This window comes from uncultured Alistipes sp., assembly GCF_963931675.1.
Lineage (GTDB): Bacteria > Bacteroidota > Bacteroidia > Bacteroidales > Rikenellaceae > Alistipes.
The window spans coordinates 1,277,141-1,301,136 of sequence record NZ_OZ007039.1; the positions used below are offsets into that span (position 1 = coordinate 1,277,141).

Annotated in this window: 21 protein-coding genes; 15 read left to right on the forward strand and 6 right to left on the reverse strand. The window is 52.8% G+C overall.

The features are described from left to right. Positions 1–26: 26 nt before the first annotated feature. Positions 27–923 (reverse strand): site-specific tyrosine recombinase XerD, encoded by an 897-nt coding sequence (gene xerD, locus ABGT65_RS05515; protein WP_346700398.1) that lies wholly within the window; start codon positions 921–923, stop codon positions 27–29. Positions 924–1,001: 78 nt separating this feature from the next. Here xerD and prmA point away from each other — a divergent pair, with 78 nt between their 5' ends. The 4 genes from prmA to ABGT65_RS05535 all read left to right on the forward strand — a co-directional run bounded on the left by prmA (position 1,002) and on the right by ABGT65_RS05535 (position 4,635). After that, positions 1,002–1,832, forward strand: a complete 831-nt coding sequence (prmA, locus tag ABGT65_RS05520; RefSeq protein WP_346700400.1) for a 50S ribosomal protein L11 methyltransferase — start codon at positions 1,002–1,004, stop codon at positions 1,830–1,832. 6 nt (positions 1,833–1,838) lie between these two features. Next, positions 1,839–2,564, forward strand: coding sequence for a DNA repair protein RecO (locus tag ABGT65_RS05525; protein ID WP_346700402.1), 726 nt, complete (start codon positions 1,839–1,841; stop codon positions 2,562–2,564). A 181-nt stretch (positions 2,565–2,745) separates the two neighbouring features. Next, on the forward strand, positions 2,746–2,988 hold the full coding sequence (locus ABGT65_RS05530; protein ID WP_346700404.1) for a hypothetical protein: 243 nt from the start codon (positions 2,746–2,748) through the stop codon (positions 2,986–2,988). Between the two features lie 366 nt (positions 2,989–3,354). Beyond that, on the forward strand, positions 3,355–4,635 hold the full coding sequence (locus ABGT65_RS05535; protein ID WP_346700406.1) for a putative sulfate exporter family transporter: 1,281 nt from the start codon (positions 3,355–3,357) through the stop codon (positions 4,633–4,635). Positions 4,636–4,677: 42 nt separating this feature from the next. On the opposite strand, the gene ABGT65_RS05540 is transcribed toward ABGT65_RS05535, so the two are convergent. From ABGT65_RS05540 to tgt, 5 genes are read right to left on the reverse strand one after another with little or no spacing between them, the layout of a single operon-like run. Then, positions 4,678–6,525 carry a YgiQ family radical SAM protein gene (locus ABGT65_RS05540; protein ID WP_346700408.1) on the reverse strand — a complete coding sequence of 616 codons (1,848 nt, stop codon included), beginning with the start codon at positions 6,523–6,525 and terminating at the stop codon, positions 4,678–4,680. A gap of 46 nt (positions 6,526–6,571) precedes the next feature. Continuing rightward, a complete protein-coding gene (locus ABGT65_RS05545) occupies positions 6,572–7,681 on the reverse strand; it encodes an RluA family pseudouridine synthase (RefSeq protein ID WP_346700409.1) in 1,110 nt (369 codons plus the stop codon). Next, on the reverse strand, positions 7,681–8,658 hold the full coding sequence (locus tag ABGT65_RS05550; RefSeq protein WP_346700411.1) for a PASTA domain-containing protein: 978 nt from the start codon (positions 8,656–8,658) through the stop codon (positions 7,681–7,683). The genes ABGT65_RS05545 and ABGT65_RS05550 overlap by 1 nt, the downstream gene beginning before the upstream one ends. A gap of 10 nt (positions 8,659–8,668) precedes the next feature. Beyond that, positions 8,669–9,772, reverse strand: coding sequence for an LptF/LptG family permease (locus tag ABGT65_RS05555; RefSeq protein WP_346700413.1), 1,104 nt, complete (start codon positions 9,770–9,772; stop codon positions 8,669–8,671). A gap of 3 nt (positions 9,773–9,775) precedes the next feature. After that, the gene (gene tgt, locus ABGT65_RS05560; RefSeq protein WP_346700415.1) at positions 9,776–10,906 is read right to left on the reverse strand and encodes a tRNA guanosine(34) transglycosylase Tgt; all 1,131 of its coding nucleotides are present in this window, start codon (positions 10,904–10,906) and stop codon (positions 9,776–9,778) included. 288 nt (positions 10,907–11,194) lie between these two features. On the opposite strand from tgt, the gene ABGT65_RS05565 reads away from it, so the two are divergent. The 11 genes from ABGT65_RS05565 to rsmG all read left to right on the forward strand — a co-directional run bounded on the left by ABGT65_RS05565 (position 11,195) and on the right by rsmG (position 23,996). After that, positions 11,195–12,415, forward strand: coding sequence for a site-specific integrase (locus ABGT65_RS05565; RefSeq protein ID WP_007855984.1), 1,221 nt, complete (start codon positions 11,195–11,197; stop codon positions 12,413–12,415). Positions 12,416–12,427: 12 nt separating this feature from the next. Then, positions 12,428–12,811, forward strand: coding sequence for a hypothetical protein (locus ABGT65_RS05570; protein WP_013617184.1), 384 nt, complete (start codon positions 12,428–12,430; stop codon positions 12,809–12,811). Positions 12,812–13,079: 268 nt separating this feature from the next. Next, the gene (locus ABGT65_RS05575; RefSeq protein WP_214445789.1) at positions 13,080–14,321 is read left to right on the forward strand and encodes a primase-helicase family protein; all 1,242 of its coding nucleotides are present in this window, start codon (positions 13,080–13,082) and stop codon (positions 14,319–14,321) included. Positions 14,322–14,572: 251 nt separating this feature from the next. Then, a complete protein-coding gene (locus tag ABGT65_RS05580; protein ID WP_214445788.1) occupies positions 14,573–15,544 on the forward strand; it encodes a toprim domain-containing protein in 972 nt (323 codons plus the stop codon). Between the two features lie 266 nt (positions 15,545–15,810). Then, positions 15,811–17,118 carry a MobV family relaxase gene (gene mobV, locus ABGT65_RS05585; RefSeq protein WP_007855989.1) on the forward strand — a complete coding sequence of 436 codons (1,308 nt, stop codon included), beginning with the start codon at positions 15,811–15,813 and terminating at the stop codon, positions 17,116–17,118. A gap of 310 nt (positions 17,119–17,428) precedes the next feature. Further along, complete coding sequence (locus ABGT65_RS05590) at positions 17,429–18,007, forward strand: hypothetical protein (RefSeq protein ID WP_007855990.1); 579 nt, start codon at positions 17,429–17,431, stop codon at positions 18,005–18,007. 90 nt (positions 18,008–18,097) lie between these two features. Then, on the forward strand, positions 18,098–18,757 hold the full coding sequence (locus ABGT65_RS05595; RefSeq protein ID WP_214445787.1) for a hypothetical protein: 660 nt from the start codon (positions 18,098–18,100) through the stop codon (positions 18,755–18,757). Positions 18,758–18,771: 14 nt separating this feature from the next. Then, entirely contained in the window at positions 18,772–21,387 is a 2,616-nt protein-coding gene (locus tag ABGT65_RS05600) for a UvrD-helicase domain-containing protein (protein WP_214445786.1), read from the forward strand. Between the two features lie 228 nt (positions 21,388–21,615). Continuing rightward, entirely contained in the window at positions 21,616–22,770 is a 1,155-nt protein-coding gene (locus ABGT65_RS05605; RefSeq protein ID WP_346700419.1) for a glycosyltransferase, read from the forward strand. Next, positions 22,761–23,324 carry an RNA polymerase sigma factor gene (locus tag ABGT65_RS05610; RefSeq protein WP_346700421.1) on the forward strand — a complete coding sequence of 188 codons (564 nt, stop codon included), beginning with the start codon at positions 22,761–22,763 and terminating at the stop codon, positions 23,322–23,324. The genes ABGT65_RS05605 and ABGT65_RS05610 overlap by 10 nt, the downstream gene beginning before the upstream one ends. Before the next feature lie 48 nt (positions 23,325–23,372). Then, positions 23,373–23,996, forward strand: a complete 624-nt coding sequence (gene rsmG / locus ABGT65_RS05615; protein ID WP_346703060.1) for a 16S rRNA (guanine(527)-N(7))-methyltransferase RsmG — start codon at positions 23,373–23,375, stop codon at positions 23,994–23,996.

The following is a 23,996-nucleotide window of genomic DNA, read 5'->3' on the forward strand; positions in this document are numbered from 1 at the left end:
CGCCGCCTGCGCCCCTCCCTCCTGCTTCAGATCGGGAGGTGCTCTTCGACTGTGCGGCGGAGATGACTGCTGTCGAGATGGGTGTATATTTCGGTTGTCAGGATGCTTTCGTGCCCGAGCATCTCCTGCACCTGGCGGATCGAGGCCCCGCCTTCGAGCAGATGGGTCGCAAACGAATGCCGGAAGGTGTGGGGACTGATCCGCTTGTCGATTCCGGCCCGTTCTGCGGCCTGTTTGAGGATTGTGAAGACCATTACGCGGGTAAGTTTTCCGCCGCGGTTGTTCAGGAAGAGGATCTCCTCTCCGGAATGGCTTCCGGCCCGTTTCTCAAGGTATCGTTGGATGCGTTCCCGGGCCGTGGCGCTGACGGGCACGAGACGTTGCTTGTCCCCTTTTCCGATGACCCGGATATACCCCTCCCCGAGGACGAGGTCCTGGATCCGGATTCCGGTCAGTTCCGAAACGCGGAGTCCGCAGGAGTAGAGGAGTTCGAGCATGGCCTGATCGCGGATTCCCTTGACGGTTGAGGTGTCTATGGCGGCGATGATTCGGTCGATCTCATCGGTCGAGAGGATGTCGGGGAGTTGCCGTCCGCATTTGGGCGTCTGGATGAACTCTGCGGGGGATGCTTCGATCCGGTCGTTGATCATCAGGAAGTTGTAGAAGCTTTTGATGCTGCTCAGGGCCCGGGCCTGGGAAGTTTTTTCGCGTCCGCGGTCGTATAGCCAGGCCATGTACCGTTCGATCATCTGCGGTTCGACCTTGCGTGGCGGGAGGTCCCACATCCGGAGGATGAAGTGTGCGAACTGCCTGAGGTCTCTCAGATAGGATTCCACGGAGTTTTCGGCGAGTCTTTTTTCGAGTTTGATATAGGTTCGGTAGCGTCGTGCGGCCTCCTCCCACTTTTTGGTATTTTCTGCCATCCGTTGCGTCGTATAACGGGGAATTTACGTAACTTTGTCGAAGCGAAGGTACGGAAAATTTTACATAATATTGTCCCTATGGATTACATATCGCTTCAAATTCCGGTTTCGGATGCCGAACAGGGCGAGATCCTGACGGCGGAACTGGCCGACTATCCGTTCGAGAGTTTCGAGACCGAGGGCTCGGTGCTCAAGGCCTATATTCCGAGCGAACGGCTTGTGGACTGCAAGGGGGATGTCGACGCCCTGCTTGAGCGCTACGGAGTTGCGGGGCGCTATATCGCCATCGAGACGCAGAACTGGAATGCGCTGTGGGAGCGGAACTTCCCGCCGGTGGACGTCGAGGGGCGGCTTCGGATCCGGGCCCCGTTCCACGATCCAGCCCCGGACGGGGAACTGGAGGTGGTCGTGATGCCGAAGATGTCGTTCGGCACGGGTCACCATGCGACGACCTGGCTTGTTTCTCGGGCGGTTCTGGACCTCGGTGTGGCAAGCCGCGCGGGGCTGGACATGGGAAGCGGCACGGGAGTGCTGTCGATCGTGGCGGTGAAGTGCGGGGCCTCGCACGTCGACGCGGTGGACATCGACGACTGGGCGGATGCGAACTGCCGGGAGAATATCGCCGCAAACGGCGTTGCGGATCGGATCACCCCTTTGCTGGGCGACGTGCGCCGCATTGCGGGCCGCCGCTACGGCTTCATCCTGGCCAATATCAACCGCAACATCCTGCTGGCGGACCTGCCCTCCTACGCCGCGGCGCTGGAGCGGGGCGGGGACCTGGTGATGAGCGGTTTTCTGGAAGCGGACGTTCCGGCGATCGTCTCCCGGGCGAAGGAGTTGGGGATGGAGCTCGTGGAGACTGCCTCGCGCGAGGGTTGGCAGATGGTCCATGTGCGTAAAGCGGAGTAGCCGGGGGTGAAGAGTTACAAGGGGCGCGGCATCGTTCTGCACACGCTCAAATACGGCGACACGTCGCTGGTTGCCTACCTGCTGACCGATGTGGGCGGTCGTCGGAGCTATATGGTGCAGGGAGTCCGGAGCCGGAAGGGTCACGGTTCGAAACTGGCGCTGTTCCAGCCGTTGTTTCCGGTGGAGTTCGAGGGGCTGGAGTCTCCGCGGCAGCAGATGGACCGCTTCAGGGAGGTTCGTTCGGGTTTTCTGCTGCAGAGCCTGCCTTTCGACGTGCGGAAGTCGACGATTGCGCTCTTTATGGCCGAAGTTTTGTATCGTCTGATCCGGGAGAGTGAGCCGAACGAGGCGTTGTTCGAATTCGTCTGGAGTTCGACCGCGGCATTGGACGCGCTGGAGCGGGGTGTTCCGAATTTCCACCTGTGGTTCCTGGCGAATCTGAGCCGTCTGCTGGGTTTCCGTCCGGGGAACGACTACCGGGACGGCTGGTGGTTCGACATCCGGGAGGGCCTTTACACGCCGACGTGCCCGGTCCATCCGGGATCGATGACACAGCCCTGCGCGGCGCTGCTGGACCGGATGCTGGGCATGGACGTGCGGCTTCTGGGCGAGATCGAACTCAACCGGACGCAGCGGTCGGACTTTTTGAGTGCAATGATCTCCTATTTCGGTTATCATCTCGAAGGGATCAACTCCGTGCATTCGATCCGCATACTACGGGAGGTTTTTTGACGTTTTATTAACAGGAAAAACAGAGATGTAAACCATGAAAAGGCACACATTTTTGGCGGCAATTGCTCTTTTCGCAGTTTTGGCCGCCACGGCCCAACTTCCGGAACGGCCTATCGAGTTCAAACCGGATACGGTACGGCATATGACCCCGGGTTTTACATTGCCGGATTCTTTGGCGCACATGTCACCCTGGAAGCCGGATTACCGGACGATGACACCGCTGAAGACCAAACCTGCGGTTTCGATGACCTCTGTCGTGGTGATCCAGCGGGAGAATCTGCCTTCGCGGGTTACGGTGATCGACAACAACACGTTGCGTCTGGGTCCGCATTTCAATCTTTCGAACGGTCAGGCTTGGAACTGGGGTCCTTTCCCGGATGCCTACCTCGATGCCCGGACGCTTTCGTTCCCGATGCCGCGCTGAGGGTCCGGGAGGATCCGGCTTTTCCCTGCCAACGCCCGGAAAGGGTCTCAGACTTCACCCCTGTCGGCTGCCGACGGGGGCTTGTTGTTGAAATCGGCGGCCCGGCGGGCAAATATAGGTATTTTCGCGTATTGACGGGCAGTGTTGAAATTCCGAATTTTGCATCGGGGAAAACGGCTTTTTCCGACGCTGGCGGCGGGCTTTGGCCTTCGATCCGTTCGTGATTCCCGCTTTTTGGAATCCAGCCCGGCGCCGGTGTTTCCCGCCACCTCTTTGATCGTCCGCCCGATGTTCCGGGATCTTTGGTTCCGCGGCGCCGGGGACTTCGCAAGGGGTTCCTTGTTTGATGCAACCGATGAACGACGAATGAAAAACTGGCTTGAAAAACTCCGAACCGAAGATTGGGTTGTGGTGTGGGTTTCGATCCCGCTGCTGGCGCTTGCTGCGCTGATTCCCTCCGACCTGCCCTCCGTGCCGTCGACCCTGATCGGCGAAGTGGCGTGGTACAACATCGCCTACCTGTTTCTGATTGTCCTGGTGGTGCTCTATGTCGGGAGCCTGCTGCTGCGCCGTCCCTTGCGGGGGATGCTGCCGTCGCTGGTGGTGGTCTTCGCGCTGTCGCTGCTGGCGCAGATGGTGGCCAAACTCCCGGCCGTCTCGTATTACGGTTTCGAATCGGTCTTTTTCTCGGTGCTCTTCGGCCTGCTGGTCCGGAACGTATGGCGGGTCCCGGCGTGGATGAAACCGGCGATCCAGGGCGAATTCTTCATCAAGATCGGCGTGGTGTGCCTCGGGGCAACGATCCTCTTCAGCGACGTGATGAAATCCGGCATCTTCGGATTGCTGCAGGCCTGCCTGGTGGTTGCCGTGGTCTGGTTCTTCGCCTTCCGGGTTTCGCGGCGCCTGGGCGTCGACGAACGCTCGGCGATGGTCCTTTCGAGCGGGGTTTCGATCTGCGGGGTCTCGGCCTGTATCACGGCGGCGCGTGTTGCCGGGGGTGACGACCGCAAGCTCTCCTACATCGTCTCGCTGGTGCTGATCGTGGTGGTTCCGATGATCTACCTGATGCCGTGGCTGGCCCATTGGATCCTTCCGCACCTGTTTGCCCCGGAAGTGGCCGAGGAGGTCGCGGGGGCGTGGATCGGCGGTACGATCGACACGACGTCGGGCGTTGCGGCATCGAGTATGATCGTCGGGGAGGTTGCCAACCGGCACGCCGTGATCATCAAGGCGGCCCAGAACGTGCTGATCGGTGTGGTAGCCTTCTTTATCGCGCTGTATCTCTCGGCCCGGGGCGGCGCGGGCGGTCAGAAGCCGTCACTGGGCATCGTCTGGGAGAAGTTCCCGAAATTTATCCTGGGCTTCGTGGCGGCTTCACTGGTCTTCAGCCTGCTGCAGTCAAGCGGGGCCTTCGTGCCGGGTGCGAAGGGCAAACTGCTCGAACCGGGCGTGGCGAAGATGTTCTCGTCGGTCTTCTTCTCGCTGGCCTTCGTCTGCATCGGGCTCGATACGCGGTTGAAGGAGATCATCTCGAAGGAGAACCGCAACATCCTGCGGGCCTTCCTGACGGCCCAGACCTTCAATATCGTGGCGACGTTCCTGATTGCGTGCCTGCTCTTCGGGGTGCTGAAACCGCTGTGGTCATAACTCTCTCCGACCGGATATGAAAAAGGCTGATTCGATGTCGAATCAGCCTTTTTTCGTCCCTTTCCGAAACAGGGGACTCGTCCCCTTTCCGGGCTCTTTCCGGAAAGAACCCTTGTGCCCGCCCTTGCTGCCGCTGAGCTCTTTTCTTCCGTTTCCGGCTCCTTTTCCGCCTTTGGGAGCCGCCTTTCCGCCGGCTCCGAAGAAATAACTCTTCTGACGGCGCTTCTCCTCCTGCGAGCGGGCGACGTACACCGGTTCGTGCGTGTAGGGATTTTCTCCGGTATAGAACATCACCGACGAGAGGGTCATGGGTGTGGGTGTCAGGTCCTGGACCTGCTCCAGATTGAAATGGAGCCTGCCCAGCACCTTTTCCGCGAGGGCCTTCATGTCGTGTTCCGTGCATCCGGGGTGCGACGAGATGAAGTAGGGAATCAACTGATAGGGCAGCTGCTCTTCGCGGCAAATGCGGTGGAAATCCGCGTTGAGCTTTTCGAAGAGGGCGAAGGGGGGCTTGCGCATCAGTCGCAATACGCCCTCCTCGGTGTGCTCCGGGGCGACCTTCAGCCGCCCGGAGGTGTGGTGGACGAGCAAGGTGCGCAGATAGGGCGAGTCGTCGAAGAGGTCGTAACGGATTCCGCTGCCGATAAAGGCTTTCTTGATTCCCTTCACGGCGCGGATCTTCGCGTAGAGATCGAGCAGGGGCCGGTGGTCGTTGTCGAGATTGGGGCACTTTGCGGGGTGGAGACACGACGCACGCCGACACCGGGCACAGAGCGCCCGGTCCCGGCCGCCCATGCGGTACATGTTGGCCGAGGGAGCCCCGACGTCGGAGAGATATCCCTTGAATCCGGGCATTTTCGTGATGCGTTCGACTTCGGCGAGGATCGATCGTTCGCTGCGGGAGTGGATGAACTTGCCCTGATGGGCGGAGATGGTGCAGAACGAGCATCCGCCGAAACAGCCGCGGTGGATGTTCACTGAGAACTTGATCATCTCCCAGGCCGGAATCTCCCCGCGGCCCGCGTAGCGGGGATGTGGCGCCCGCTCGTAGGGGAGGTCGAACGAATGGTCCAGCTCCTCGGTCGTGAGGGCGGCATTGGGGGGTGTCACGACGACATACTGGCTGCCGACGGTCTCGACCAGCGTGGCTTCGGGGGCCATCAGGTTGCTCTGGGTCTCGATGACGGTGAAGTTTTCGCCGAAGGCGCGTTTGTCGTGCAGACACTCCTCGAACGAATGGAGGCGGATCGTGCGCTCGGGATCGAGCCGCGCGACATAGCCTTCGTCGGCGAGGAAGGCTACCTGGCGGATCTTGCGCAGCAGTTTGGCATTGTATCCGTTGCGCATGGCGCGTGCGACCTGCTGGACGACGCCCTCTCCCATGCCGTAGATCAGGAGGTCGGCGCCGCTTTCGGCCAGCAGCGAGGGTTTCAGCCGATCGCTCCAGTAGTCGTAGTGGGTGAGCCTCCGCAGCGAGGCTTCGATGCCTCCGACGACGACTGGGACATGGGGATAGAGCCGTTTGAGGATCTGCGTGTAGACCGTCACGGCGTAATCGGGGCGGAATCCGGCCTTTCCGCCGGGGGTGTAGGCGTCGTCGTGGCGCAGCCGGAGATTGGCCGTGTAGTGGTTGACCATCGAGTCCATGGCGCCTCCGGATACCCCGAAGAAGAGCCTCGGGGCGCCCAGTTTGGTGAAGTCGCGCAGGTCATCGCGCCAGTTGGGCTGGGGGACGATCGCTACGCGGTAGCCTTCGGCTTCGAGCAGTCGCCCCACGACAGCGGCTCCGAAGGCCGGGTGGTCGATGTAGGCATCGCCCGAGAAGAGGATCACGTCCAACTGATCCCATCCGCGTTCGCGGACCTCCTTGACGGTTGTCGGCAGAAACATGTTTCGTTGTTGATAGAGTCGTTGCAATCAGGCGGCTGCGGCCCCTCTATTCGGGATCTTCCGCGCCCCGTCCCCCGGCGATGTAGGTGTCCCACTTGGCGAGCAGGGCCTTGAAGTCTTCGGGCAGCTCGCTGTCGAACAGGACGTCGCGGTGCGTGGCGGGGTGCTCGAATCCCAGCAGGCGGGCATGTAGTGCGTGGCGGGGCATCAGGGCGAAGCAGTTCTCGATGAATTGTTTGTATTTGGCAAAGGTCGTGCCCTTGAGGATGCGGTCTCCGCCGTAGCGCTCGTCGTTGAAGAGCGGGTGTCCGATCCAGGCCATGTGGACGCGGATCTGATGCGTGCGGCCCGTTTCGAGGCGGCACTCCACGAGCGTTACGTAACCGTATCGGCGCAATACCTTCCAGTGGGTTACGGCGTGCTTGCCGTCCGAACCGTCGGCGAAGACGTACATCTTCTGCCGGTCTTTCGGGCTGCGGCCGATGTTCCCGGTGATGGTCCCCTCGTCCTCGTCGAAATTGCCCCAGACGAGGGCGACGTAGCGGCGCTGGATCGTGTGGTCGAAGAACTGTTTGGCCAACCGGGCATGGGTCTGTTCGTCCTTGGCGATCACGAGGAGCCCCGAAGTGTTCTTGTCGATGCGGTGAACCAGCCCGGCGCGGTTCTGCTCCTCGGCCGAGATTCCCTGGGCGTTGAGGTGGTACACCAGGGCGTTGACCAGCGTTCCGGTATAGTTCCCCACCCCGGGGTGGACGACCATTCCGGCGGGTTTGTTGACGATCAGCAGATGGTCGTCCTCGTAGGGGATGTCGAGCGGGATGTTTTCGGCCACGAGTTCCGTTTCGCGTCGCGGGTAGGGCAGCACGATCTGGATACGGTCCAGGGGTTTGACCTTGTAGCTCGACTTGGCGGCCTTTCCGTTGACGAGGATGTTCCCGCTGTCGGCCGCGGCCTGGATGCGGTTTCGTGAGCAGTGCTCCATCCTTACGGTCAGGAACTTGTCCAGCCGCATCGGGGTCTGTCCCTTGTCGGCCGTCACGGCGAAGTGCTCGTAAAGCCCGGCCTCCTCCTCGTCCTCCGATTCGGCAGCCAACGTTTCGGGATCCTCGGGAAGCCTGTCCAGAGCGGGGTCGTCGGTATGGCGTTCGGCACTCATCAGTCGAAAAATCCTTCGTTGTTGTCGTTCGTGTGGTGGGCTTCGGGGCTTTCCGGTTCCCGGGCGGGCTCGGCCAGGGCCTCTTCGAGCGAGAGGTGGACCAGCGAATCGCGTTCGGCCTGTTCTTCGGCCCTCCGTGCCTCGGCGGCTTCGGCAGCCTGTTTTTCGGCTTCGGCCCGGTGTTTGGCGAGTTTTTCGTCATCGAGCGTGAGGCGCAGGTCGACACGCGAGCCCAACGCCGCCGCGTGCTCGGCCCCGGGGATCTGGATGTAGACGCGGGCATCCTTCTGGTTGAGTAGATTGATTCCCTCGTCGAAATCGATACGCCCGATGTTCAGCCCGAGCTCCCAGAGCCGGCCTTTGGCCTGAGCGAGCGGCTGTCCGACCACCTGGGGGACGATCGTCGAGGCGTATCCCTCCTCGACGCCGACGTAGAGCGTGATGCCCGATCCCATTTCGGCCTCGATTCGGGAGTTTTGCTGGACGGGTTTCCCGCCGCAATACTCTTCGAGGACGTAGTTGGTGGCGATGTCGGGCCGGTAGATGAGCTCATCGATTCCGAGCCCTGCGATTTCGAGCATGTTCTTGGCCTGGCGGAGCGACCGTCCGGCGACGTAGGGCACGGGCACCATCTTCTGTCGGAAGGAGTTGATTGTGATATAGACCGTCCGTCCGGGTTTTACCTCGACACCTCCTTCGGGGAGCTGGTCGAGGACGATTCCGCCCTCGTATGCGGGGACGAACAGCGAGTCGTTGATGTGGAGTTTGAGGTCGTTCTTCCGGGCGATTTGCTGGGCCTCGGGGAGGGGGATTCCCGAGAAGTCGGGGACGGTGCGGCGGGCCCCGTGGCGTGTGCCGATCTGCATGAGCAGGTGTGCGGCGACGGCCATCACGAGGATGATCGCGGCGATGACGAGAAGGTTCCAGAGGAGCTTGTGCTCCCGGATCCGCGCGAGGAAGCTGGCTGGTTTCTGCATGGTCATGGATTTATTTCGGCGCCTTCTGATAGAGGTAGACGGCGATGCCGAGGTAGATGATGTTGGGGAGCCAGACGGCAATTCCCGTGGGGAGCGTGCCGCTCTTGGCGAACTCCTCGAAAAAACGGTTGAAGAGGATGTAGGAGAAACAGAGCCCGGTCCCGATACCGATGTGGAGACCGGTTCCGCCGCGGACCTTGCGTGAGGAGAGCGAGACGCCGATCAGCGTGAGGATGAAAGTCGAGAGGGGGTATGCGTATCGGGCGTGCTTCTCGACCTCGATGATGTTGATCGAATCGGAACCTTTGGCGCGCTGCTGTTCGAGGAACTGGTTCAGTTCGGTGATGTTCATGGTCTGAATCAGGTCGTTGATGGCCCCGAGTTCGGCGACTTCGAGGTTGATGAGGGTATCGAGGTTGCGGAACTGTTCGAAGGTTTCGCTGCCGTCGGCCGCGAATTCGCGTTTGGTGTACCGGGGGGCTGTCCAGCGTTTGGTTTCGGGGTCGAACTTGGCATCGGAGGCTTCGAGCGAACGGATCATGGATCCCTTTTCATAGCGTTCCAGGACGAAGAACGAGGCCTGGCGCGAGTTTCCGTTGTATCCGCGGATGTAGGCGAAGGTGCCGGGTTCGATCTGCCGGTAGATGTGGCGGTCGTAGCGTGTATTCTGCTTTTTGGGGATGTACTCCTGCTGGAAGGCGATGACGCGGCGCTGGGAGCGGGGTATGACCCAGAGGTTGAGGGTGAGCGAGAGCGACGCGATGATGAGCGCCCCGAGGAAATAGGGCCACATGAGACGTCGGAAGGACATTCCACCGGACAGCATGGCGACGATTTCGGTCTGATAGGCCATCTTCGAGGTGAAGAAGATGCAGGCGATGAAGGTGAACAGCCCGCTGAACTGATTGATGAAGAAGGGGATGAAGTTGAGGTAGTTCTGCAGCAGGATGGCCTTCATCGGGGCGTGCGTGGCGGTGAAGTCGTCGATTTTCTCGGCGTAGTCGAAGATCACGACGATGACGATGATCATCGCGATGGCGAAGAAGTAGGTTGCGAGGAACTTGCCGAGTATGTACCGGTCCAGAATCTTGAATCCGGGGAAACGAATTTTCATCGATCAGAGCCTTCTTGTGAGTTTTTGGACCATCGACTCTTTCCAGGGTTTGAAATCCCCGGCGAGGATGTGGCTGCGGGCCTCGCCGACAAGCCGGAGGTAGAATGCGATGTTGTGGAGCGAAGCGATCTGTGCGGCGAGCATTTCGCCGCAGGTTGCCAGGTGGTGCAGATAGGCCTTCGAGTAGAGCGTGTCGACAAAGGCCGTACCGTCGGGGTCGATCGGGGAGAAGTCGTCCTCCCACTTCCTGTTTCGGATGTTGATGACGCCTTCGGCGGTGAAGAGCTGGCCGTTCCGGCCGTTTCGCGTGGGCATCACGCAGTCGAACATGTCGACACCGCGTTCGATTCCTTCGAGGATGTTGACGGGCGTGCCGACCCCCATCAGGTAGCGGGGCCGGTCCTCGGGGAGAATGGCGTTTACCACCTCGATCATTCGGTACATCACCTCGGTGGGTTCCCCGACGGCCAGACCTCCGATGGCATATCCGTCGGCATCGTACTGTTTGACGTTCTCGGCGGCGCGGACGCGCAGGTCGGGATAGGTGCATCCCTGGACGATGGGGAACAGCGCCTGATAGTGTCCGTATTTGGGCGAGGTTTGCCGGTAGCGGTTGAAGCATCGGTCGAGCCACCGTTCGGTGAGGTCGAGCGACTTGGCGGCGTATTCGCGGGGTGCGTCGCCCGGGGGGCACTCGTCGAAGGCCATCATGATGTCGGCCCCGATGGTGCGTTCGGTATCGATGACGTTTTCGGGGGTGAAGAGGTGCTTCGAGCCGTCGATGTGGGAACGGAAATAACACCCCTCCTCCTTGAGCTTGCGGCACGCGGCGAGGGAGAAGACCTGAAAGCCTCCGCTGTCGGTGAGCATGGGTCCGTCCCAGGTGGAGAAGCGATGGACGCCTCCGGCGCGTTCGAGGATCTCCATGCCGGGCCGCAGGTAGAGGTGGTATGTATTGGCCAGTATGATCTGAGCATGAGCTTCGTCGCGGACGTCCCGGTGGAAGATTCCCTTGACGGTAGCGGCGGTGCCTACGGGCATGAAGATCGGGGTCCGGACCGTTCCGTGATCGGTCTGGAGTTCACCGGCGCGGGCCTGCGAGGCGGGGTCTTTCTGTTGGAGGGTAAATTTCATACGCATCTATTCGGCAAAAATACGGAAAATCTCTGGAATAACCTCGAAAAACGGGTGAAATGACGCTAAACGACTTAATATCAGAGTTGTTACGGTGTCAAATGATGACAAGCCGAAAAAGCGGAAAACGCAAAGAAAAGCGGATTTAAGAAGAAGAATGGTTTGCAAATCATTACCCGTGAAAGAGTAAGATTTAACATATGGGAGATGCTATTGCACCGTTTGTCACCGATTTGCATATCAAGGTCTAACTCGTTGATATTTAACTTTGCAAACAAAAAAACGAGTATGGCAAGAAGTACATTCAAAGTGCTGTTCTACGTGAACGGCAGCAAGGAGAAAGACGGTATTGTCCCCATCATGGGACGAGTGACAATCAACGGTACTGTGGCGCAGTTCAGCTGCAAGCAGACCATCCCGAAAACCCTTTGGGATGCGAAAGGCAACCGAGCCAAAGGCAAGAGTGCCGAAGCACGGAACGTCAATCTGGCATTGGACAACATCAAGGCGCAAATCATCAAGCACTATCAGCGCATATCCGACCGAGAGGCATACGTAACGGCTGAAATGGTGCGCAATGCCTACCAAGGGGTAGGAAGCGAGTATGAGACACTGATAAAGGCTTTTGACAAGGATTGCGCCAACTTCCTGAAACGTGTCGGTAAAGACCGCAGCATCGGCACGTACAAGGTCATGGTAAGGGCAAGGAACTATGTCGCAGCCTTTATCAAGTCATTCTACAGACGGACGGACATGTCCATGCTGGAACTTACACCCGACTTCATCAAGGAGTTTGCGGCTTATCTTACGGCTGAACGGGGACTGAAAAACGCCACCATCTGGCTGAACTGCATGTGGCTGAAAGGGGTGGTCATGCGTGCGCACTATAACGGACTGATACCGAGAAATCCGTTTGCGCAGTTCCATATCAGCCCGAATGTTAAAGAACGGGAGTATCTGACAGAGGACGAAATCAAAAGAATCATGGCGCACGAGTTTGACAACCCCACCCTCGCATTGGTGCGGGATCTGTTTATTTTCGCCTGTTTCACCGCCTTGTCTTTCGTGGATATGAAAGAACTCACAACGGATGAAATAGTGGAGGTGAATGGTGAGAAATGGATATTGTCGAAACGGCACAAGACAAATGTCCCGTTCCAAGTGAAGCTGCTGGATATTCCCTTGCAGATAATCGAACGGTACAAGTATCTGTCGGAAGACAAGCTGGTTTTCGGGAAAATCAACTATTGGACGATGTGCAAACAGCTGAAAAAGGTAATGGCGGAATGCGGAATAGAGAAGCAAATCTCCTACCATTGCGCTCGTCATACGTTTGGAACACTGGCTCTTAGCAAGGGGATGCCCATTGAAAGCGTGAGCCGTGTTCTGGGACACACGAACATTGTCACGACTCAAATCTATGCGAAGATAACCACGCAGAAACTTGACAATGACCTGACGATGTTCGGCAACAAGCTGAACGCATCGTTCGGAAGTGTAACCCCATAACCAAGCATAGCCATGAAACGAAGCATCATAACAACAGACGGTAACGGCAACATCATCATGCCGACCGACATTAGCGCAACCGCCATGAGCGAATGGGAACTTTGCGACCTGTTCGGAGTAACCGCCCCGACATTCCGTGCAGGGCTGAAGGCTCTTTGCAAGAGCGGAGTTTTAAGGGAATACGGGATAAGGCGAAGCATACGGGTATCCGATAATTGCTGTATGGAGGTTTACAACCTTGAAGCGATAGTTACCCTCGCTTTCCATATCGGCACATTCGGAGCGGAACGGGTACGCAATGCCGTTCTTGAAATACTGTACCTGCGAAAAGAGAAAACAAGCATCTTCTTCTCGCTGAATACCAACGGTATATCCAAATCCGAATACTTCTCGTAGCTGAATGCCTGACATAATTCACTCGGTAAGTCAGTAATTCATTAAGTCAGTACGACAGACGCTCTGATTTTTTCTCCCGAAAAGCGTAATCCGACATTCGCTTTTCGGGAGTTTTCCGTTTGCACAACCCGTTTCCTGTCCCAAACCATTGAAAGTTTTTGTTTCGGGGGCTATTTGTCACCATTCTGCCGTGTTTTGCATAACAACCTATCCGATAATTGATTATATTTTTGCAGCTGGTAATTTTCAAACTTAAAACCATTTGATTATGTCAGCTATCGAACAACAGGACAGCCACAGACCGCCATCGGATGGCGGCATGGCAAAGGAAGAGTTTATCCGAGTGGGGACAACGCTCTATAAGATTGTGGAGCAGCCCAAACTGAACGGAGGGTATATAAGGAAACGCATCGCATGGAACAACGAGACCCTGCGACAGGATTACGGCAAGGATTACATCGGCAGAGTTCCCAAGTATGACGGCTTCTGCACAGTACCCGAACACATCGGCTACCGTTCCGTGGTCGGCAAGTTCCTTAACCTCTACGAACCGATAGACCACCGACCGCAGGAGGGCGATTTATCGCATATCCAATCTTTGGTACGGCACATCTTCGGGGAACAGTACGAGTTGGGGATGGACTATCTGCAACTGCTCTACCTGCAACCAATTCAGAAGTTGCCTATCCTGCTGTTGGTGTCGGAAGAACGCAACACGGGCAAAAGCACCTTCCTGAACTTTCTGAAAGCCCTTTTTCAGAACAATGTGACTTTCAACACCAACGAGGATTTCCGCAGCCAGTTCAATTCCGACTGGGCTGGCAAGCTCCTTATCGTGGTGGATGAGGTGCTGCTCAACCGCAGGGAGGATAGCGAGCGGTTGAAGAACCTCAGCACCACACTTTCCTATAAGGTGGAAGCCAAAGGCAAAGACCGTGATGAGATTGCGTTCTTCGCCAAATTCGTGCTGTGTTCCAACAACGAGCATCTGCCCGTAATCATAGCCTCAGGGGAAACACGCTATTGGGTGCGCAAGATAGACCGCTTGCAGTCCGATGATACCGACTTCCTGCAAAAGCTGAAAGCGGAGATACCCGCCTTTCTCCATTTCCTGCAACACAGAAAACTGTCCACCGAAAAGGAAAGCCGGATGTGGTTCAACCCCACATTGCTGCATACAGAAGCCTTGCAGAAGATTATCCGTAGCAACCGCAATCGGCTGGAGATAGAGATGTCGGAACTGCTGCTTGACATTATGGTTGCAATGGATGTGGATAGCGTTTCATTCTGCCTTAACGACCTTGTCGTACTGCTGGTGCACTCGCAGGTAAAGGCGGAAAAGCACCAAGTGCGTAAGGTGGTGCAGGAGTGCTGGAAACTGACACCTGCACCAAACGGGCTTACCTACACCACCTATCAGGGCAATTACAACAGAAGTTGTCACTATGAGCCGATAAAGAGGGTGGGACGCTTCTACACCGTCACAAGGAAGCAACTCGAATCCCTGTAATACTATCATTTTTCTGTTGAATTGTTGAATATGGGTATAAATACACTGACAATAAACGATATACATTCTCAACAAAATCTCAACAAGCCAAAAGAGAAGTTGAGAGACCACCGACACCCGTTTGTGGATTTCTCTTTTGGCGAGCGGTTTGTTGAGAAGATGTTGAGAGGTTACGAGGCTGTATATAAACATATTACATTGACAATTCACCAAATCAACAAATTTTCATCAACTTCAAAACCGTATGTAATATGACAATCCAAGATGTAAAGCAAATCAAACTGGCAGACTATCTGCAAAGTCTGGGCTATACGCCTGTAAAGCAACAAGGCAGGAATCTGTGGTACAAATCACCGTTACGGGAAGAAACGGACGCATCGTTCAAGGTAAACACCGAGCTTGAAAGATGGTATGACTTCGGCATCGGCAAAGGCGGAAACATCCTCGCATTGGCAGCGGAACTCTACCGTTCGGAAGATGTAGCCTATCTGTTGAGACGCATAGAGGAGCGGACAGCATACATCCGCCCTGCATCGTTCTCTTTTGGCAGACAGCATTCCGACAATCGTACTTATCAGGGATTAAAGGTTGGAGAATTGTCCTCCCCTGCTCTTATAGCCTATCTGCAAGAAAGGGGAATAAACATCGGACTTGCCAAAAGAGAATGCAGGGAGCTTCGGTTTATGAATGCCGACAAACCCTATTTTGCCATCGGCTTTCCGAACATGGCAGGAGGATATGAAGTGCGCAACAGATACTTCAAGGGATGTGTCGCCCCGAAAGATATCACCCATATCCGACAGCAGGGCGGACAACGATGTATGTGTTACCTGTTCGAGGGGTTCATGGATTACCTTTCATTCCTTACCATCCGAGTAGAAAACAATCCGCAACACCCGCGATTGGACACACAGGACTATATCATATTGAACTCCGTTTCCAATCTTGCAAAAGCGGAAAGCATATTGGAGACCTACACCCAAGTCGGCTGTTTCCTTGACAACGACACGGCAGGACGGAACACTTGCAAGAAGCTGAAAGAGAAGTTTGGGGAACGGCTGCTTGACAAGTCAATGTACTATCGTGAGTATAAGGACTTGAACGACTACCTGTGCGGTAAGCCCTTGTCCCAATCGGCAGAGCCGATAAAGGAGAAGAAGCAAGTCCAATCCGCAAGGCGGATGATGCAGCCACCGAAAAAGAAAGGGGGATTTCATCTGTAATGTGCTCGTCTGCTTTCCGAAAGGTATTTAGACAGAAATACCATAGCTCAATAGGGCGTTTTCTTCACGCATTACTCCGTAACGCTAAAAACACCCTATCGAGCCAAAGGGAAATCCCTTTGGAAACCCTGTGCAAACGAGAGCAGAAGCCAAACTCGTTTGGATTATGCCGAGTGCAGCAAGGGTTCATTTGCATAATAAACCCTGTGAGCCGATGCCACAGGCAGAGAGAAGAAACATAACGATAACCGCAAAATAGAAATAAAATGGGATATTTTTCATTGGACATTAAGAAAGCAAAGGGTACATCGGACACCACGCAGTCCGACCATATAGAGAGAAAGATAATACCTAAAAACGCAGACCCGACAAGGACACATCTGAACAGGGTGCTTGTCGAATACCCCGATGGCGTTCACGGCAGGGATGAAGCGATTGCCCACAGACTGAACACGGCAGGCATCAGACGGAAAATCACACACGACCAAGTCCGTGTCGTTCGGGTGGTTTTGTCGGGTACGCACGAGGACATGATGAACATACAGGAAAAAGGAGAACTCGATGAATGGTGCAACGACAGCATCCAATGGCTGCAAGCCACATTCGGCAAAGACAATGTGGTTGCCGCACATCTGCACATGGACGAGAAGACTCCGCACATCCACGCAGCCGTTGTTCCCATCGTGACGGGTGAAAGGCGCAAAGCCAAGAAAGAGCAAACGGACGGTAAGCGCAAGTACCGCAAGAAAACAAATTCCGTCCGCTTGTGTGCCGATGACCTGTTCAACCGCCAGACCTTGGTCGCCTACCACGACAATTACGCAAGGGTGATGGCGAAATACGGATTGCAGCGTGGGGTACGGGGTTCGGAAGCACGGCACACCACCACCATGCAGTATTATAGGGACTTGAAAAAGAAGAATGAAGTCCTCGAAACTGAAACCAGACTGTTGCAGGAGAAGAAAGCCGAGGCGCAGGAGGAACTGAAGCAGGTGAAAGCGGAAATCCGTACCGACAAGCTCAAAAACGCAGCCACCGATACGGCAACCGCCCTTGCAAGCAGTGTGGGCTCTCTTTTCGGAAGTGGAAAGATGAAATCGTTGGAGCGCAGGAACGAGGATTTGCAAGACCGCATCCTTGAACTTGAAAACGAAGCCCGACAACGGGAACGGCAACAAGCCAAGCAGATACAGGAGATAAGAAACGCTTACGAGCAACAGCACCGCAAGCTGTCGGAGTTTGCGGATTTTGTCAGACGCTACTTTCCATATGTGGAGAAGCTGATGCCTATAATAAACTTCCTGCGTGACCGATTGAAGTTCAATGACGGAATAATCAGAAGACTGTGCGAGTTCAAGGAGGTCGGGATAAAAGGCGAACTCTATTCTTCCGAATTTAACCGAAGTTTTGATACCCGACACTCCGTCTGCTCTATCAAACAGGATGAAAACGGTAAATTCGATTTCAAGATAGACGGGGTTTCTCACGTGAACTGGTTCAGAAAGAAGATGAATGAGTTTAGAGAAGCCATCGGAATACCGAAGCCAAGACAGAATAGAAGTATGAAACTGTAAATCAAAAAAATCCGTGATAGTAGAATGGTATATCACGGATTTTTCATACTTTTGTATTGGATTGAGGCTACTCTTTCCAAAACATATTAGAATTAAGAAGAAGCGTTATGCTTATCTTGTACTTGAAAACGTAGGAAATTTTCAATTAGATGCAAGGATAGCATAGTGGTTCTCACGCATATAGCGTGGGCTACTATTGTTACATCTGCATCTATGGTTTCCTACGACCTTCAAGTAAGAGTGTGGCTTTGTAGTTCACGCTTTTTCGTAGGTTGGACTAAAATGTTTATTAAATATAATACAACAAATTATGAAGAAGTTGATTGTATCATTCGCATTTGTTTTAATTGCTTTGACATCGTATGCTCAAAGTAGTTCCGAACACCTTACCTTTAAGGGAATTCCCATTGAGGGAAGTATGACTGAATTTTGTCAGAAGTTAAAAGCTAAAGGATTCACTTCTATTGGCAGTGAAAACAATCTTGCATTGTTTATGGGAGACTTTACAGGTCGTAATGCAACTATAGGTGTAACAGCTACAGATGATGGGAAAAGTGTATTTGCCGTAGCTGTGTTGTTTGACCCAAGTGGTGAATGGAATACGCTTGTTAATACTTATAACTATTATAAAGATTTATACACCCGAAAATATGGCAATCCGACTATTTCAAAAGAGAAGAACCCTGCCCATTCGGATTCCAATACAGCTTTAATGGCAGAAGTTCATCAAGGAACTGTTGTTTGGGGTAGTGCTTGGGAGGTAACAGGAGGAAACATTGAATTATCGATAGAAAAAACTTCTGGTATTTATGAGGGTATGGTAATGATTCGTTATCGTGATTCTCAAAATGTAGAAACTAAAATTCAAAAAGATTTAGAGGATATTTAGTATCCAATGTATGCGACTTATTCAAAATGTATCTGGTACATGAATAAGAAATACAATCCGTTAATTGTCAAATAATAACATAACAGAATTATGAAAAAGCTTTTCGTATTATTCGCTTTAATGGTTATAGCTTTTACATCATATGCTCAAGTCTATAAAATGTATAAGACTCGGAACTATCATAATCAACTTCGCTTAAATACAATGACAGGCGAAATACAACAAATTCAAGATGATGGTCAGTCTTGGGAAATTTGTAGTGCGAGAGAAATTTTAGGAGATAAAGAAGGACGATTTCGCCTTTATGAAACACAGAATATGTGGACATTCATAATGCTTGATACATATACAGGTAAGAATTGGCAAGTCCAGTTTAGTGTCAAGGGTGAGGATTACATGTTTGCTGCACCAATCAACATATTTTCTCTTGCATATCCTGAGAAGTCGTCAAATTGGACTAATAGATTTCAGATGTTTGCCACTGACAACATGTGGACATTTATATTGTTGGACTCATATAATGGACGACTATGGCAAGTTCAATATAGTACACAAGATTTAGACAACCTATTTTGTATTCCTATAAATAAATACGAATTAGTAGAAAATAACGAAAGGTGTATATTCTCTATTCAGCCACTGACAAGTATGTATCAATACTATCTTATAAACGATAATACAGGTGATATGTGGAAATTTCAGTGGAGTACTAAGGGGGATGATTATAGATGGATTGAAAGATTCAGATAAATATTACTTCCAATATGCAGCCATTGTTCATTTGGGTAATTTGTATAATTGCTATTTCGGTTATTGTAATAGCGATGGTACGAACACGCCTAAAAAACAAATCCAAAGAGCTTGCAGAAAAGCTAAACCATATATCTGCATATAGCGAGAAATCAAATTATGAGCAAGCAAAAGAGAGATTATCGGCTCTTAAGGAGGGGGCGTTTATAGATATTCCCTCAGACTTAAATAATGGCTTTTATGGCAGGGTAATCTCCGCAACGCAAGAAAAAGATTTCATCAATCATTATAAGGTACATTTCCAAGAGGCATATTCACTTCTGAAGAAACTTAAAGCCTTTAACATCACTCCATCAGAAACCATATCCAAATTCATTAACGACTTTGGAAGAATCAACAAACTTGTAAAACAACATAATGATGGTGTTATAACCTTTCTACTTGACACGCACAGGGACTTTTTCGACCATTGCCTAAAATACCCATTAGACAAGCAACAAAGACGCTCAATTGTTTCAGAAGAGGATAATTGTTTAGTAGTCAGCAGTGCAGGTAGTGGTAAAACCTCTTCAATTGTCGGTAAGGTTAAATATCTCACCGAAATCAAGGGTATAGCACCTGAAAGAATTTTACTTATCAGTTATACCAACAAAGCAGCAGCCGAACTAACCGAAAGAATGGCGACCAATGGATTGAAAGGTTACACATTCCATAAGTTAGCCATTGATATTATAGGCAAAACGACAGGTACAAAACCATCTATTTACGACAATACAGATTCATTGTTTGTAGATATATATCACAAATTGTTAGATAAATCGTCTTTCAAGAAAAGTATAGTGGAATACTTTATTGATTACCAAACGAATGAAGCTGATTGGGAACAACGCAAGAATGAAAGACGGGAGCAATTATCAGGACTAAAGAATGTGCAGCTAAAGGCGATGTTCCCCGATATGGACGGCAGAGCCATATATGTGAGAAGTGAACAAGAACAAAAAATATGTTTTGCTTTGTCCTCGCTGGGAGTGAAATTCAGATATGAAGAACCATACGAACATCAATTAGCAGATGAGATGCACTCACAATATCGTCCCGACTTCTCAATATATTTTAAGCAAGGAGGAGTAACCAAACGCATCTATCTTGAACATTTCGGAGTTGATGAACACGGGCTTGTTCCTGCTTGGTTCGCAAAAGATAAGGGTATAACCTACGAAGAAGCCAATCAGAAATACAATGATGGTATAACTTGGAAGAAAACTGCTCACGAGAAATTTGGCACACAACTTTTAGTAACATCAAGTGCAGATTTCCATTATTCTGATATTAGGGATAAACTCCGTAAACTATTAGCTGAAGCAGGTGTACCAATTCAAGAAAAGACCGATGAGGAGTTATACGATTTAGTACTACCCAAAGGCAGCAAGCAGGAAAAGGCGTTTATACGACTTGTTGTTACTTTCGTTACATTGGTAAAATCAAGTTGTAAATCAGTTAAAGAGGTTTTGAAACAAGCCAAAAATGCAGATGATGAACGAAGTGTGTTTATCATCAAGAATATATTTCAACCTGTATATGAACGCTACATAAATGCGTTAAGCGATAGTAACCAAATTGATTTTACCGATGCTATTCTTCAAGCCACTGAGATATGTCGTACTTCACACCCTGTTGAATATGATTATATCATAGTGGATGAGTTTCAAGATATATCTGTTGACCGTTACAACTTCTTGAAAGTATTGCGAGAGGGTAATCCTCCTGCAAAGTTGTATTGTGTGGGTGATGATTGGCAGTCTATTTATCGTTTTTCGGGAAGTGATATGGCTCTATTCAATCAATTCCCCGAATATTTTGGAGCAACGGAGATAAACAAGATTGAAACTACATACAGGTTTGGAGAGCCTTTGGTTTCTTTATCGTCGAACTTTATACAACGCAATAAAGCCCAAATACAAAAGAATATCCATTCGTTCAGCTCAGAAATGAGAACCGAGTTGGAATTCTATGCTTATGATAGACGAGATTACTGCAATACGATAGGGCAACTTGTGGCTTCTATTCCATCGGATAAATCAATATTCCTATTGGGGCGTTACTCTTTTGATGATTACTACCTCTCTTTTATGTACCAATCAATTAAAGAGGGTAATAGATTCTACTATGTGATAGGAGGACGAAAAATAGAGTTTTTAACCGTACATAAGTCAAAAGGTCTTGAAGCGAATTATGTAATACTCTTACAATGCAATAAAGATACATACGGTTTCCCATCACAGGTGAGTGACGACCCTGTGCTTAACTATGTGCTCACTAAGAGCGACCAATTCCCATACGGAGAAGAAAGAAGATTATTCTATGTTGCAATAACAAGGGCTAAGATAAAAACGCTTGTATTATACGATAAGCGTTTCCCGTCTGTATTTGTGGATGAATTCTTGCACCCCGAAAAGGTGTCAGAAGAAAGCTATGTAAAGCACCCTAACGCCAATAAAAGATGGACAAGAAGTGCAGACCAATTTTTATTGAAACTGCACAATGAAGGTAAGAGTGTCAAATATATTGCAAACAAAATGGGTAGAAGTCAAACTTCGATTGTAATGCGATTAAACAAACTAAAAAAATAGTCGAACTTTTTCTTTGATGTACCTTGTGTGCATCGGACTATTCTATTATTTTTGTACACAGAAACGAGTTACTTGAAAGCAATTCAAGGTAGAACGCAGCAGATTGTACCGTTGCCAAGTCATTACCTCAAAAACGGGTAATTATCCCAAAGTCCTTTGTATAAGGTACTAACAGAAGTTTTCCAGAATTACACAAAATATTCGTATCTTTGCGCATATTTTGTCAATATGCGATTCTTCGAACAAATTCTGGTCTCGTATGGCTGGGAGGGGCTTTCGCTTGCGGGGTCCCTGCTTCTGATGTTCGGCGTACAGCTCTACTACTATATTTTCGTTTACGGGAGGATCTCCGCTTACAAGAACAACCGCCGGGCGGTGACGCTGGACGTGGAGCCGCCGGTTTCGGTGATCGTTCCGCTGTTTTCGGAGGACTATTCGTTCGTCGAGGAGCGTCTTCCGCTGATTCTGGCCCAGGCCTACCCCGATTTCGAGGTGGTGATCGTCTATGTGGGGCACGATACGGATTTCTACGAGGACCTTACGCGCCTGAAACAGTCGTTTCCGCAGATCACGACCACGAAAATCCACCTGGACCCGCGATTCCCGATTTCGCGCAAGATGGCGCTGAACGTGGGCATCAAGTCGGCGCATTACGAACACCTGATCTTCACCTCGACGGACGCCGTGCCGCAGACGGACCGGTGGTTGTCGCTGATGGCCAAGGGTTTCATGCGCGGGGAGATCGTCGTGGGCTACTGCGGGATCGAGCGCGGGAAGGGTTTTGCGAACTACCTGATACGGACGTGGCGGCTGATGCACTCTGCGGCCTGGATTGCGCGGGCCGTCCGGCGCCGGGCCTACCGGGGAACGCTCCACAACTTCGGTTTCACGAAGAGGCTCTATTTCGGGGCCAACGGCTTCGACCACCTGAACATGAATATCGGCGAGGATGACCTTTTCATGCAACGGGTCATGACGCGCGACAACGTGAGCGTGATTCTTTCGCCGCGGGCGACGCTTCGCGAGAAGACATGGGGCGGTCTGGGCTGGTGGATGAGCCAGTTGCGCTACTACGGGTCGTCGTTCCGGTTCTACCCGCAGTCCGTGAAGACCTATGTCCGTTGGGAACTGGGCTCGCGGGTTCTCTTCTTCCTGACGCTGCTCTGCGCCCTGGTTGTCATGCCCGTGGAGTATAAACTCGGGGCGGTGCTGATCGCGCTGGTCCGTTACGGTTTCGTCCTTTTCGGGGTGCGCCGTGTGGCGCGCCGCCTGGGTGAAGAGGGGATTCTGGGCCGCTACTTCCTGTATGATCTGCTGAGCCCGCTGTGGTCGGCAATATTGGGCGTGCAGCTGCTGCGCCGGGACGGACGGGTATGGAGATAGCCGACTATATCGTAGCCGAGGACCGGGAGCTGGTCGGGCTGGTGCTTCAGGGCGACGATACGGCCTTCGAGTACCTGTTCAACCGCTACCGGGATGCGATCCACCGACTTTTTGTGCAGCGGCTCGGGGGTACGAACGACGCCGACGATCTGTTGCAGGAGACCTTCATCAAGGTCTATATCAACCTGCACCGCTACAGCCGGGAGTATACGTTCGGGCAGTGGGTCTATACGATTGCGCGGAATACGTTCATCGACTTCGTGCGTCGGCGTCAGGAGGACCTGTCGATCGATGACCGCTTTGCGGCTCCGGCATCGAGTGCCCCGACTCCGGAGGAGAGCGTGATCAACCTGCAGCAGCGGACGCAGATCGAGCACTACCTCGAACGGCTGGCCCCGCGTTACCGGCAGCTGATCGTGATGCGCTTCTTCGACGAATACTCCTACGAGGAGATTGCGGCGAAGCTTTCGCTGCCGCTGGGTACGGTGAAGACGCAGATCCACCGGGCGCGGGAGCAGATGTGCCGCCTGATTGCCGAGGGCGAGAACCGTTGAGGCGGTCCGGCGGCCCCCCCCTAAAAAATCGAAACGACCATGAGCGACCTGGAGAAGATATACGGATATTTCCCTGAACTCGATGCGGCGCAGCGGGAGCGCCTTGCCGCGCTGTACGGCCTTTATGCCGATTGGAACGCGAAGATCAACGTTGTGTCGCGCAAGGATTTCGACCAGCTTTACATCCGGCATGTGCTGCACTCGCTGGCCATTGCGAAGGTTTGCCGGTTCGAAGCCGGAGCGCGGATTCTGGATGTGGGGTGCGGGGGCGGTTTCCCGTCGGTTCCGCTGGCGATTCTCTTTCCGGAGGCGCACTTCACGGCGGCGGATTCGATCCGCAAGAAGATTACGGTGGTCGAGGGGGTCTCGCAGGGCCTGGGCCTGACGAATCTGACGCCGCGCTGCGTGCGGGTCGAGACGCTGCCGGAGCGCTACGACTACGTGGTTTCGCGGGCCGTGACGGCGATGCCGGAGTTTGTGGAGTGGATCTGGTCGAAGATCGACCGGGGCCAGCGGGGGACGCTTCCGAACGGCATTCTCTACCTGAAGGGCGGGGATTTGGCCGAAGAACTGGCCCGCACGGGCAAACGGTGGAATCTCTACGACATCCGTACGTTCTTCGACGAGGAGTTTTTCGAGACGAAAAAGGTGGTCTATACCCCGAAAAAATAG